The organism is Bdellovibrio sp. ZAP7 (assembly GCF_006874645.1).
In the GTDB taxonomy this organism is placed as follows: domain Bacteria; phylum Bdellovibrionota; class Bdellovibrionia; order Bdellovibrionales; family Bdellovibrionaceae; genus Bdellovibrio.
Map to the genome: position 1 here is coordinate 3,397,333 of NZ_CP030082.1, position 13,416 is coordinate 3,410,748.

Sequence of the window (13,416 nt, forward strand, 5' to 3'; positions counted from 1 at the left end):
GTCACTCATTCATGTTTATCTTTCAACGATTGCTGTTACACCCATACCGCCAGCGGTACAGATGGAAATCAATCCTCGACCGCTGCCTTTTTGTGAAAGCATTTTTGCTAGAGAAACCAGGATACGACCACCTGTTGCCGCAAAAGGATGCCCCAATGCCAAGGATCCACCATTCACATTCAGTTTACTGCGATCGATGGATCCCAGTGCTTTTGTCAGACCCAATTTCGTGCGGCAATACTCTTCGGATTCCCACGCTTTCAAAGTGCAAAGAACCTGACCTGCGAAAGCTTCATGAATTTCATAAAAATCAAAGTCCTGCAAAGTCAGTCCGTTACGTTCGAGCATGCGAGCCACAGCATAAGTGGGAGCCATCAACAGACCTTCACCACCCACATAATCCACCGCTGCCACTTCGGCATCAGTCAGATACGCCAGCACGGGCAAATTATGTTTTTGAGCGAAGTCCTCACTGCCCAACAAAACTGCCGAAGCACCGTCTGTCAAAGCGGTACTGTTCCCAGCCGTTAATGTTCCCGTTCCGGTTTTATCAAACGCCGGTTTAAGTTTCGCTAATTTTTCCAGCGTTGTATCCCCTCGAACCAAAGAGTCTTTTTTCAAACCTTTGAATTCAAATACCAGGTCCTTAAAGAACCCCGCATCCCAGGCTTTTGCTGCATTTTGATGGCTGGCTAAAGCAAGTTTATCCTGCTCTTCTTGAGAGATGTGCCACTCTTTCACCATCAGCTCTGTATGCTGACCCATCGAAAGACCTGTGCGCGGCTCTACCACCACCGGAAATTTTGGTTTGATATCATCAATCGATAACTTGGCGAATTTACTCAAGCGGCCCATCAACGTTTTTTCTTTTTGCGCATCCATTAACTTCCAAGTGAATTCATGAGGCAAAACACCTTGAATATCACTGTTCGTATCAGTCCCGCCGGCAATACCCGATTCAATTTGCCCGGCAGCGATTTTCAAACCGATATGCCAAGCGGTTTCCAATCCTGTACCGCAAGCTCTTTGCACATCATAACCAGGGGTATGAGGATCAAGACCGGAACTAAGCACGCTCTCACGAGTCATATTCCAGTCAGCAGCATTTTTCATCACAGCACCAGTAGAAACGTCACCTAAGCGAGCGCCTCTAATATTGGTTTTATTGACAAGGTCTTGCAAAACAGCCGTCATCAATTCTTGATTAGACGTACGGACATAATTTGTCTGAGATTTTGTAAATGGAGTTCTGGAACCTGCTAGAATCGCGATGGGACGCATTTGTTTCGTTTTCATACATAGTCCTTTACGAAGGCTTGATTTATCTACCTATCGGTAGGTAGAATATATCTAAACAGAAACCGAAGCAACCCCCAGAAGGAGGTAAAAATGGAAACCAAAGCTCAAGCTCTTGAAGTTGCCAAAAACCACCTTCAATTGAGGGGTTATAACGGCTTTAGCTTTCAAGACATCGCCGATGAGTTAGGCATCCGCAAAGCGAGTCTCCATTACTATTTCGCCTCTAAGGAAGACCTGGGCCTAGCTTTGCTCGAAGACTATACCCAGTCTTTTCAACAATGGGCCGAAAAGCACGCACAACGTGGTCCTTTGGAGAAAATCAAAAAGTTCATCGACATGTACCACTCTTTCTCCCAGGACAGCTTAAAAGTATGCCCTGGCGGAGTGTTATGCATCGACTACAACACTCTGCCCACAAAATTGCAGAAAGCCGTTTCTCACTTCCAAGTACAACAGCAAACGTGGCTGGAAATCCAAATCAAAGAAGCCCAAAAGCTTTCTGAAATCAAAAAAGACCTGAAACCTAAAGAAACAGCGACTCTATTAATAAGCACCTGCCAAGGCAGCCTTCAATTAGCGCGCATGCAAAATAACCCTAAGCTCATGAAATCAACCTGCTTAAACCTTTTATCCCTAGTTGAAAATAAAGCTCGTTTATGGAGCCAGGCATATAACTTCTAGCCTGAGCGAACGTCCTGAACATAAGTGAAGATTCGTGAGTGTGGTTCCACTTTGGTGCTATCCTACAGTCCAGACATTTTTCATGGAGGAAAAATGAACCACTTTTCGCGCGTTCTTGTCGTGCTGGCACTATTGCTTGCATCTGCTTTCGCTTCTGCATCTCAACAAGTTAAAGAATGGAACATGTTGGTATTCCTGAACGGAAACAACAACCTTGATTCGTTCGGTCCGATGAATATCAATCAAATGGAACAAGTTGGCTCGAATGAGAACCTGAACATCCTGGTTCAGTGGGCCTCAGCTAAAAAAAGCAGTGTTTCTCGCTTATTGATTCAAAAAGACAATGACACGAATAAAGTCACTTCACCAGTAGTTCAAAACATGGGTGCGGTGGATATGGGTGACTGGAAAGAACTGGTTAAGTTCGTAGAATGGGCTAATCAAAACTACCCTGCGAAAAAATACTTTGTGGTTGTTTGGGATCACGGCGGTGGCTGGCACTTGGCTTCGATTCCTGGCATGAAACCAATGGATATTTCTTGGGATGACAACACAGGCAACAACATCACGACTGAACAATTGGGTCAGGCGATGGCGGAATCTGCAAAGATCCTAGGTCACAAAGTGGACATTTACTCTTCTGATGCGTGCTTGATGGGGATGATTGAAGTTGCCTCCGAAATGTCTGAATCCGTTCAGTACTATTTGGGTTCTCAGGATGTAGAACCAGGTGCTGGTTGGCCTTATGCAACTTTTCTGACGAAATGGGCACAAAACCCAATGATGAGCGCTGCAGACCTGGTTAAAGTTCATGCTGCAGACTATTTGGCAGCCTACAATGGTGGAGTTTACGGCAATCGCAAAGTGACGATGTCTGCCTATGATCTATCTCACATTGATTCTTACGAGCAGTCATTGAAACAATTGAGTGCTGAATTTGCGGCATTGGACAACGCCTCTTTGGCAAAAGTGGCTCGATCGGCTAAGAATGCAAAGCTTTTCACATACTGGGACTACCGTGACGTGATTGATTTCATCGATCTTGCGACCAAAAACGGAATCACAACTCCAGCGATGCAATCTGTTCGCGATGCTCAAAGCCAGTTCGTGATTGCTAACAGCCAAAATCAAGATACAAAAACTTGGGGTGTTTCAATCTGGCTTCCGTCCAACAGCTCGGACTATTCCGGATATATCGAACGCTATCATGGCTTAAAGTTCAACCAGAGGACAAACTGGGCAGATTTAGTCACAAAGATCCAAGGTAAATAAAAAAGCAAGGGGCCAACAAGGCCCCTTTTCTTTTTTCACACACTCTTGCAGAGAAAACCAATTCCAGCTACTCGTCTCCTCCATCAACTTTTCATGAGGAGACTAAAATGAAAAAAGCTATATTGATGGCAGCGCTCTTAACCACGACCGCCTTCATTCCAAAATCATTCGCTGACACCACACTTAAAAATATAACCGACACCACTTCCCGCGAGCGCACCATTCTGTCGCAACTTGTCCGCGTCCCTGCCGAAGACATTGAGGCTTTAGAAATTCAACTGACCGGCACATTTCCCACAATGACCAGCCACCATGGTTTTGATGAAGTCGTGAATGCTTTCACCGACAATCTTGCCTATGATGTCGCTCACAAATTCCTGAACCATCCTGAATCAGACGCACGATTAAATACTCCCCGCGCCAACAGCCAACCATGGTGGGCTTCAGATCAAACTTCAGCCCTGCCTCAACAGGTCAGCTTGCTAAATACATTCCTGCAAGCAAACCAGCTGAAATCCGACGTGAGCCTCTATAACATCCTAGAAAAATCCATGACCGTAGACCCCGGCTTCTGCGACGGCGACACCCGCCGCCAACGCCCCCAAAACTGCGAATACCACAAGACCCTTATCTTCCTACCCCTCACCAACGGCACCCGCCTAATCAAAGGCTACCGAGTTTATTGGTACTAGAAAATTAAGCCAGCGACAGAATGAGAACATCACGCAATCATCCATCTCCAAAGTAAGGGCTATTCTTTAACGTCTGAGCATTGATCCCCTCGAGGCCCGGGGGCCTGCGGGCAGGGATGGAAACGCAGCGACCTCCGTGGGCGCATGGATGCGCGCACCCGCCAAAGGCGGGCCACGGTGAGCCACGATGGCGTGTCGCGGAGTTACCATCCCTGCTCGCAGGACACCGGGACTCGAGGGCGAACGAAGCCGCCCAGAACGAAAAAGAAAAGCCCAGCTTAAACTGGGCTTTTCGATTTTTTGAGATTCTAAAACTCTCTAATAATTATTTTACGCAAGAATAGTAAACTTGGTATTGGCCTTGTGGAAGATCTGCGCTGAATACCATGTTCACGCCAGACACTGTGTAAGCACCAGCATATGGTTGACCATCTTTAAGTACAGAGATGGATCTTACAGAGTCTACTACTGGAGCACATGACAGAGTGAAAGTTTTCAATGTTTTGCGAACACCGTCAGCGATACCAGATACTTGAGCTGCGTAATCAGAGGCACACACGTCACCGATCACACCACCAGTTAATTTGGAGATCTGTTCGTAACGGTAACCGTAAGCATAACCATTCGTAGACTTACAAGCTGTATCACCAGGGCGAGTGATGATGGAATGGAAGCTGAATGCTTTTTGACCACCATAAGTTTGACCGATGAAGTTCAACAATGATTGTGGGTCATTTTTTGTACCGTTTTTAGATTCATCTTCGTCAGAGATCGTAAGAACTGCCAACTGTGCATCTGGGCGTACGAAGTTCACGTTACCACCGCTTTGAGACAATGATCTTTCGATCGCACGGTAAGTTGCATAAATTGCTTGTTCGTCACCGCTACCAACTTCAGATCTTTGCAAAGTCGCACCCAACAATGTTTGCGCTTCAGCGTCAGCCATTGCAGAAGTCAGGATGTACTGACCTTTTTTACCAGTTAATTGTACCAAGCGACCGTCACCCAAAGTGATATCACGTGGATCTGTTGTTGTAACCGCGATCTGCCAGTCCAAACCTTTCATAACACTTAGAAGGTTTTTCACACGGCTCGCCATATTTTTTTGTTCGTATTCCATGGAGCCAGAGTTGTCGATCACAATTAGCAAATCCACTTTTTTGTTCGGTGTAACTTGGACGTTCTGAACAAGTGATTTGTATTTTGAAGACACATCAAAAGTAATGGATTTTGCAGATGAATGAGCCAATTTATCTGTTGCTGTAACTGCAAGGGTGTATGTACCAGAAACCATGCTGGGAACCTTGATCGTGTTCGTACCTGCTGCACAAGTTTTAGAAACTCCTGCAAACGAGCAAGTTACTTTATCAACACCAGAACCCGCATCAGATACTGTGAATACGATTTCTACGTCAGAACCTTCTTCAACAGTTGAAGTTGGGTATTTCGCGAAAACGATTTCAGGGCCCGCTTCGTCAATCAGGATGCTGGCATTCAAACACTCAGAAGTACGACCGTCGTAGTCTTTATACATTACGCTCAAAGTAACATTCTGATTAGTCGATGTACTTTGATAGATTTTAGAATCAACGAACGGCTCGTAAGAACCATTCGAACAATCAGCACCAGTGGAAAGCTTTAAGTAAGCTGCACTGAAAACAGAGATGAAGTTCAACTCAAGCTTTGCCGAATCTGTTAGTTTTGCGCCGTTATTGATTTGGAATACGGCTGCCTCACCTGATGGTGGAGCTGGCGTTGCCGAAGGGCTTGGTTCAACTGTAGGAGTTGGAGAAGGTTCAGTCACTACACTGAAATCACTGTTTGTATTGCTGCCGGAGCCAGCACTACCGAATTCGACGCTACCTTGGTTTTCTAAACATGCCGTCAGGTTGAAAGTCATTGCTAGTAGTAAGGCCCATCCTAGATTCTTCATAAAATCCGCTCCTCATGTGCGAGTACACATACATTGTTGCGATATCTTCAGATGATTTTCAAAGCAATCTCACTATGGGAATGTTTCGTAAACTCCTTAGACAAAGGCAGAAAATTCGCCGTCTAAAAGTTCGCCACTCGCGAGAAAACTCAGTCAGAGCGCGGGTTTGCCGGCATACAGAGGTAAGAATGTCTTATTACTGGAAAGGCGGAGCTGAAGCTCTGAACTTGCGAACCAAAGGCATGATCAGCGTCTTGGGATTGATACCGCTATCAAGGCACACATCGAAAAACTCCAGCAAATCTTTGGTGGTATTTGATTCGATATCACCATCAAGAAAGGCCATTGACCAATCTCCGAAAAGACGTTTATCGCTTTGCTCTTCGATCAAGACTTTCAATGTATGATTACGGTTGTCGCGACGAATGACGTTCACCAGGGATTGAACCTTGTCTTTGTCACCCTCAAGAACCTGCAGAAAGTAACCTTCGCGCAAAATAAGAACGCCCGAGATATCATCTCGAGCGTTGTTTTTGCGTGAAGAATTAAGAATGTTACGGATATCAGTATAACTGAGACTCTCGGACGCGTAACTGACGTAAACGAGATGAAATACTGAGCTCATTACTTAGGAATCGCGAAATCTTTCGCCATCATGATAACAGCTTCACCTTTAACCACCATGTCGCCGTTTTCTTTAGTCACATTCGTCTCAACTGTCGCGATGCCTTTTTCTTTGCGCATAGCTGTGATTCTGATTGTGATTTTGATGGTGTCGTCGATGAAAACCGGATTAACGAATTTCATAGATTGACCAAGATAAATACCGCCCTCACCGATACACTCAACAAGAGCTCTGGAAATCAGAGCCCCGCAGATCATACCGTGAGCGATACGACGGCCAAAACGAGTTTTAGCCGCGTAAGCATCGTCCAAATGAATAGGATTATGATCTCCAGACAATTCAGCAAATTGACGAACCATTTTATCCGTCACAGTCACTGTCGCTGAGTTCGTGAAACCTACATCAATATTTGGAACCTGCATCTCTTACTCCTACAAAATATTCGCTGCCAATTCTGCAAGTGGCGAACGTTCACCCTTAGTCAGTGTTACGTGTGCCGCAATTGCATGGCCTTTAAATCTTTCAACCGCGTACGTTAGACCGCTGTTCGCTGAATCCACGTAAGGGTTATCAATCTGATAAACGTCCCCTGTCAGGACTACTTTTGTCCCCTGACCGGCACGCGTAACAATTGTCTTGATCTCGTGCGGAGTCAAGTTTTGAGCTTCATCGACGATCAGGTATTGTTTCGGAATGCTGCGACCGCGAATATAAGTCAGCGGTTCAATGTTTAGCATCCCCTGATTGATTAATTCCTGAGCACGACCCGCTGCTTTTTTGTCCGCACCCATCAGAAACTCTACGTTATCGAAAATTGGCTGCATCCAAGGATTTAGTTTCTGCTCGATGTCACCAGGAAGGTAACCGATATCGCGACCCATTGGGAAGATCGGACGAGAAACCAGAAGTCTTTGGAATTGGCCTTGATCCAGAGTTTTATGAAGACCTGCGGCGATCGCCATCAAAGTTTTACCCGTCCCGGCTTTACCCACCAAAGAAACAAACATGATTTCATCGTTCAGCAAACAGTCCAATGCAAATGCCTGCTCTACGTTACGAGCATGGATGCCCCAGATGGAATCTGCTGCCTGCATCAACGGAACAACAGCTTTTTCAGCCAGGCTGTAACGACCGATTGCGGAGTGATTTGGATTCGATGAATCCTTCATGATCACGTATTGGTTCGCCAAAAGTTTTACGTCTGTTTCAAAACGTTTTTCTTTATAGAAAGCATCAATCTGCGCTGGAGTGATAGCAATCTCCTGATAACCTTCGTACAAGTCATCACGGTTGATATCGTTCGCATCGTAGTCCGTTGCGATCACACCATACACGTCAGCTTTAATACGAAGATTGATGTCCTTTGTGATCAATTCAACTTTATAGCGAGGATGTTGTTTTTGAAGTGCCAGCGCCGTATTCAAGATACGGTTGTCAGCTTTTTGCGCATCCATCTCTGCCGGCATACCTGCAAGCATGTAGTCCGTGTTGATGTAAACCATGGTTTCAGAGTTATCGATCTGAACACCACTGGCCAAAGAGCCTTTTCCACGAAGGACGTCGATAAAGCGGCTGAATTGACGGGCATTTCGACCGTTCTCACCTTGGTCTCTTTTAAATCTGTCTACTTCTTCGATAACGGAGATAGGAATATGAACGTCTGCTTCTCCAAAGCGCATGATGGCCTGGGCGTCGAACAGGATCACATTGGTATCGACAACAACTTTTCTGCGTTTAGCTTTGCTCAAACAACCCTCCGTAGTTAGAGCCCGCGCGGGACTCTTAAAAAGACAAATGGGACTTGCGGCATCCTAGCCGGTGGTGAATCCCACATAAGCGCTCAGCAAGAGCGCTTACAATCCCACAGCTAAATTGCAACAAATCCCACGACTAAAGTCTACGGAAAAGGTTTCCTAACTGAAATTAAAGAACTAAGAAATATTTGAAACTTGAACGTCGCCTGAGTCTGTTTTCAAAGACGCGCTGACGTTTTCGATGAACTTCACAAAATGATGAAGTGCAACATCGTTCAAAGTGCCTTTTACAAAGTTAGCACCATGACGAACGGAACCTTCATCTTCGATCACACGCACATTCGAAACATTGATTGTGAATGGGAAGTAAGTTGAGTGATTAAGATAAACACGCATCGCCACTTCTTCATCCAATTGAAATGAACCTTCTTGAAGATCCATATCGAAGGCCAAACCATTTTCAGAAATATCGTACAAAGCCACTTTCATCAGGCCTTGTTCAGGAAGAACTACGAACGCCCCGACGAACTCTGTCAAAATGGTGCGCTTCACATCACGACGCTCACGACTTAGCATTTCTTGGCGAGCTTCGGTCATATCTAGGACCTCACCCTTGCTGCCCTTGTGGCCAATTTCCAAAGAATTCTGAGTTCTTAGGCGTTCTGTAATGTCTAAAACTTTCCCCATTTATCCCCCTGTATCGATAAAGACTTATCGGCAGAAAACGTTTCAACTTTAGCCACCTTGCACTTTGGTCCAGTTCCGGCTTAAAATGAGACAATGAAGAGGATCCACGCCTTTATATTCGTAACCATGGCGATCAGCTTACTGCTGCATCTGGGACTGATCACGGGAGTGATTGTCTGGGCTCCTCTATTCTCGCCTCCAAAACCAGAGGCGATCGAGATTACTTTGGATACGCCTCCACCAGCGGCTCCTTCGAAACAATCAAAAAACAATCAGCAGATTGTGCGTAAATCTTTGGTGCCCGATCAAATGAAGGCTCCAGATGATGAGACTTTGGCGAGATTTCTTTCCGAACAACGCCAACGCGTAAAAAAAGAAATGCAGGCCTCTGATAACGGCATGACAGAGAACCGCACGAATACATCAACGCTTCCAAAAAAATCAGTCACGCCACCCAAGCAGGCACAAAAAGCTCAAGAGAAAACTCAGGTCGATAAAAACGACACCGACAAAGATGGCTATCGCACGGTGGATATCACCAAAGAACTGGCCGAGATGAATGCCCTAAATCAGGGACAATCCACTGTGGGCGAATCACTGCCGACGGATGTGAAAATTGGTTCTTTCACGGCTTTGAATACCGATCGCTATTTGTTTTATTCTTTTTATGCACGTATCGAAGAGCTGGTTCGCTATCGCTGGGAAACCCGCGTGATGACGACGATCAATGGCATGGATCCCGCTTTGGCAATGAATTTAAGCCGTCGCAACTGGAACACACAGGTGGAGTTCTTGTTAGACAAACGAGGCTTTTTGCAAAAAGCAATGGTCATGAAAGAATCGGGAGTGAAAGGATTCGATGCTGCTGCAGTGAATGCCTTTAAGGAAGCCCGCGTCTTCCCAAATCCTCCTCAAGAAATGATCGAAGAGGATGGTTACATTCACTTGCGCTATACATTCACAGTCAACTATGCGCCACCAACATTGGTGAACAGCCGCTAGCCGTGGTGTTTTCTTGGAACAAATCTTAAAGCTGCAGAATTAATGCAGTATCGAATTCCCAATGGTGGCGGACCGTCATCAAAGACATGTCCCAGATGCCCGTTGGAATCTTTCGCACGCACCTCGGTGCGAATCATACCATGAGAAAAATCGGGTTTTTCCACTATCACATCCGGTGAAATAGGCTTGGTAAAACTGGGCCAGCCACATTCGGAATCAAATTTATCTTCGCTGGAAAAAAGAGGCACGCCAGAAACCGCATCCACGTATACTCCCGGCTCCGTGTGATTCCAAAATTCATTTCCAAATGGTGATTCGGTGCCATTCTCGACCATGATCCGATATTGTTCAGGGGTCAGGAGTTTTTTCAATTCAGCTTCATCTTCGGGCAATCCGCACTTTAATACTTTTTCATTCATAGGACCATAGTAGGACTTCTGCTTCCTTTAGTCCAGAGAACGGCGGATTTCATGTCACTCACCACTAAGCCTTGGTAATATCAAAGGAATATGAATAGATTTTTATTCGCCTCGCTATGTGCTTTGATGTCTGTGACTGCTTTCTCTTTCTCTGCGCACGCTATCGCTATTGAGTTGGGCGCACAGTACGGTCACAAGACCCAAACTTATGACACGAACAACTACAACGAAATGGAATCCATGACGGGCTCCATGTCGTTTTACTTATGGGAACGTATTGCTCTTGAACTGAGTTACACCGATGCACAATCTGTCGTTGTGTCGAAAGCATATGCCTCTGATCCAAAACGTACGACAATTCAAAGATCACAAATTTTGGGTTCTGATTTGATCCTGATTTTGGCAGACAAAAAAGCTTTGTTCCAACCCTACATCAAGGGGGGCTTGGCACAGATCAATCGTAAGCAAACTATCAAAATTGAAAATCAAGACACTTACGAAAACGAACCCGACAGTGCGGTCGCTCCATCATACGGCGTCGGATTAAAAATTTCGTTCACAGAAACTTTCGGTATCAAACTTAGCTACGACGCTTGGGAAACTCCCATCGGCGGCGGCTCTAAAACCAACGACTCTGCAATCCGCGCCGGCGTCACATGGATGCTATAAAATATCTGCTTGTGTTGTTACCACTGCTCGCAGGTTGCCAGATTAATTACCTGGCCAGCTCGGGCTACAATCAGATGAAGCTCCTTAACGCCCGCGTCCCGATTGACGAAGCGTTGAAGGATCCAAAAATCACCGATCAAGAAAAACGCAAACTGGAACTCGCCCAAAAAGCCCGTGCCTTCGCAGAAAATGATCTGCATCTAAAGCCTACGAAAAATTACACCAGTTACGTAAAGCTTGATCGCCCCTACGTCACCTACGTGGTCAGTGCCGCCTATAAATGGGAATTAAAACATTATCAGTGGTCCTATCCCTTCTTAGGTAAAATGCCGTACAAAGGTTACTTCAACGAAGCAGACGCAAAAACCCAAGAACAAGAACTGCAAACCGAAGATCTCGACACTTACATGCGCGGCGTTTCCGCCTACAGCACACTTGGCTGGTTTAACGATCCCCTGCTAAGTTCCATGTTAAGATATAAAGATTATGATCTGGTAAACACCATCATCCACGAAACCGTGCACGCTACTTTGTACATCAAAGGCAACGCCGACTTTAACGAAAGCTTAGCCATGTTCCTGGGCAATAAAGGCGCCGAACAATACTATCTGAAAACCGAAGGCGACAACTCCCCGACGCTCGCGCAAATCAAAAAAGACAACGAAGACGACAAGATCTTTTCCAAGTTCATCAGCGAAGAACTAAAAGACCTGGCAAGTTGGTATAAAGATCTGCCACCAGCAGAACACATCGAAGAAAAAAGAATGGCCCGCATCCAAGCCATCCAGGAAAAATTCAAAAAAGAAATTCTGCCAACCATGCACACCAAGAACTACGAAAAGTTCACCTCAGCCAAACTAAATAACGCCCGTCTATTAGTGTACAAAACCTACATGCAAGACCTAGCCGACTTCGAAACCCTGTACCAACAAAGCGGCAAGAACATGCAAATCTTCATAGAAAAATGCAAAGCCCTCGAAGGCGAAAAAGACCCCGCAAAAAAACTAAAAGACCTGATTGGCACAAAATCTGAATCCGAGCTTAACGCCAATATTCCATCAGCAGAAATCCAACAGGACCAAAAGAAAAAAGAAACCCAAATCCCCACGCACTAGCGTGCGCGAAAATCGATTAATCGAGAATCGAAAATAGAGTTGAACATCAACTCCACCTTCGCGCACCCATTGGGATCTCATGCGAAGCGGCTCCACCGGCGAAGGACAATTCGACACCGAATATTTAGTCTAGCTTTCTAATACCGCACCACGCGCCCCGATGCGGAATCTTATGGCGACATATATATGATGAATTTCGTCTGCAGGAATTTGGATGAGCAGTATAATCGTTTATATCGAGAACGAGGCCTTCCGTGTTGGCTTTGGAGCGCCTCCGTCGAGTTCCGCAGTCCTCTGTAGTCAACGCGAAGCCCCCCAGAAAACCATCGAGCCACAAAACCCACAGAACCAATGCGCATATAATCGAGCGAGGACTGTCCGAGTAAGGAGGCGCTCCAAAGCCAACACGGAAAGCCGGCGCTGTCCCATAACAAACGCTTATACATCCCATAACAAATTCCGAAAAACATAAATTAAATCATATATTTAGAGCCACTTTGACTCTGATTTGTTGGCACTTGGATTGCTATAAAGAAAGGCGTAGGCACGTTGGTTTGGGGGAACGAATTTACGATGTGCCGGGGGGAGTTGCAAAGCTCTTCTGGGAAAAAAATTCAGGAAGTTAACCGAATTTATACAGAAGCGAGTCTTATATGCAGAAAGATCTAATAGGGTTATCGGATCTTGAACTGGTTGAAAAAGTGAAGTCTGGCGACAGAAGATCTTTTTCCGAACTCGTGAAACGACATCAGAGAAGTGTACTGCGACTGAGTTTGAGATTCATGAAGGACACGGATGCCGCTGAGGATGTTACTCAGGAAGCTTTCATCAAAGCTTACGAGAAACTAAATTCCTTTGAAGGTCGTGCTTCTTTCAAGAGCTGGTTATTTCAGATCGCGGTAAATACTGCACGCAACAAATTGCGCGAATTCAAAAGAGACACAGTTGATTTTGAAGACGCTAATTTGGCAGTAGATGCGGAGGCTGAAAACACTCTCGTTCACACGGCGGTTGCTGACATCCTTCAGAAAGAAGTAGAAAAGCTGCCGATGAAACAGAAAACAGCTTTGGTTCTGCGCGTGTATGAGGATCTTAGCTTTAACGAAATTGCTGATATTATGGAATGTCCATATGACACAGCTAAGGCGAACTACCGCCATGCCTTACTAAAACTACGTCAGACTTTTGAGGAACAAAATGACCTTAAAAGCTGGAGTGAAGAAGTTGGTGGCTTCTTCCAAACATACGCAGAAGCGGAAGGATAAAAA

Annotated in this window: 14 protein-coding genes; 7 read left to right on the forward strand and 7 right to left on the reverse strand. The window is 45.5% G+C overall.

The window, feature by feature from the left end:
- Window positions 1-15: 15 nt before the first annotated feature.
- Window positions 16-1,296, reverse strand: a complete 1,281-nt coding sequence (locus tag DOM22_RS16240; protein ID WP_142701374.1) for an acetyl-CoA C-acetyltransferase — start codon at window positions 1,294-1,296, stop codon at window positions 16-18.
- A 93-nt stretch (window positions 1,297-1,389) separates the two neighbouring features.
- On the opposite strand from DOM22_RS16240, the gene DOM22_RS16245 reads away from it, so the two are divergent.
- The 3 genes from DOM22_RS16245 to DOM22_RS16255 all read left to right on the forward strand — a co-directional run bounded on the left by DOM22_RS16245 (window position 1,390) and on the right by DOM22_RS16255 (window position 3,944).
- Entirely contained in the window at window positions 1,390-1,980 is a 591-nt protein-coding gene (locus tag DOM22_RS16245) for a TetR/AcrR family transcriptional regulator (protein ID WP_142701375.1), read from the forward strand.
- Between the two features lie 93 nt (window positions 1,981-2,073).
- Window positions 2,074-3,252, forward strand: a complete 1,179-nt coding sequence (locus DOM22_RS16250) for a clostripain-related cysteine peptidase (RefSeq protein ID WP_142701376.1) — start codon at window positions 2,074-2,076, stop codon at window positions 3,250-3,252.
- A 107-nt stretch (window positions 3,253-3,359) separates the two neighbouring features.
- Window positions 3,360-3,944, forward strand: a complete 585-nt coding sequence (locus DOM22_RS16255; RefSeq protein WP_142701377.1) for a hypothetical protein — start codon at window positions 3,360-3,362, stop codon at window positions 3,942-3,944.
- 325 nt (window positions 3,945-4,269) lie between these two features.
- On the opposite strand, the gene DOM22_RS16260 is transcribed toward DOM22_RS16255, so the two are convergent.
- The 5 genes from DOM22_RS16260 to DOM22_RS16280 all read right to left on the reverse strand — a co-directional run bounded on the left by DOM22_RS16260 (window position 4,270) and on the right by DOM22_RS16280 (window position 8,943).
- Complete coding sequence (locus DOM22_RS16260) at window positions 4,270-5,877, reverse strand: hypothetical protein (protein ID WP_142701378.1); 1,608 nt, start codon at window positions 5,875-5,877, stop codon at window positions 4,270-4,272.
- 196 nt (window positions 5,878-6,073) lie between these two features.
- Window positions 6,074-6,502, reverse strand: a complete 429-nt coding sequence (locus tag DOM22_RS16265) for a BLUF domain-containing protein (RefSeq protein ID WP_142701380.1) — start codon at window positions 6,500-6,502, stop codon at window positions 6,074-6,076.
- Complete coding sequence (locus tag DOM22_RS16270) at window positions 6,502-6,924, reverse strand: MaoC family dehydratase (RefSeq protein WP_142701381.1); 423 nt, start codon at window positions 6,922-6,924, stop codon at window positions 6,502-6,504. The genes DOM22_RS16265 and DOM22_RS16270 overlap by 1 nt, the downstream gene beginning before the upstream one ends.
- Window positions 6,925-6,933: 9 nt before the next feature.
- On the reverse strand, window positions 6,934-8,250 hold the full coding sequence (locus DOM22_RS16275) for a PhoH family protein (protein WP_246845703.1): 1,317 nt from the start codon (window positions 8,248-8,250) through the stop codon (window positions 6,934-6,936).
- A 183-nt stretch (window positions 8,251-8,433) separates the two neighbouring features.
- A complete protein-coding gene (locus DOM22_RS16280; RefSeq protein ID WP_142701383.1) occupies window positions 8,434-8,943 on the reverse strand; it encodes a PilZ domain-containing protein in 510 nt (169 codons plus the stop codon).
- Window positions 8,944-9,036: 93 nt separating this feature from the next.
- Here DOM22_RS16280 and DOM22_RS16285 point away from each other — a divergent pair, with 93 nt between their 5' ends.
- A complete protein-coding gene (locus DOM22_RS16285; protein WP_246845704.1) occupies window positions 9,037-9,945 on the forward strand; it encodes an energy transducer TonB in 909 nt (302 codons plus the stop codon).
- Here DOM22_RS16285 and msrB read toward each other — a convergent pair.
- Complete coding sequence (msrB, locus tag DOM22_RS16290) at window positions 9,942-10,364, reverse strand: peptide-methionine (R)-S-oxide reductase MsrB (protein WP_142701384.1); 423 nt, start codon at window positions 10,362-10,364, stop codon at window positions 9,942-9,944. The genes DOM22_RS16285 and msrB overlap by 4 nt on opposite strands.
- Before the next feature lie 90 nt (window positions 10,365-10,454).
- On the opposite strand from msrB, the gene DOM22_RS16295 reads away from it, so the two are divergent.
- The 3 genes from DOM22_RS16295 to DOM22_RS16305 all read left to right on the forward strand — a co-directional run bounded on the left by DOM22_RS16295 (window position 10,455) and on the right by DOM22_RS16305 (window position 13,413).
- A complete protein-coding gene (locus DOM22_RS16295) occupies window positions 10,455-11,033 on the forward strand; it encodes an outer membrane beta-barrel protein (RefSeq protein ID WP_142701385.1) in 579 nt (192 codons plus the stop codon).
- Entirely contained in the window at window positions 11,021-12,148 is a 1,128-nt protein-coding gene (locus tag DOM22_RS16300) for an aminopeptidase (protein WP_246845705.1), read from the forward strand. Before DOM22_RS16295 ends, DOM22_RS16300 begins: the two co-directional genes overlap by 13 nt.
- A gap of 653 nt (window positions 12,149-12,801) precedes the next feature.
- Entirely contained in the window at window positions 12,802-13,413 is a 612-nt protein-coding gene (locus DOM22_RS16305) for an RNA polymerase sigma factor (RefSeq protein ID WP_142701386.1), read from the forward strand.
- Window positions 13,414-13,416: the final 3 nt, after the last annotated feature.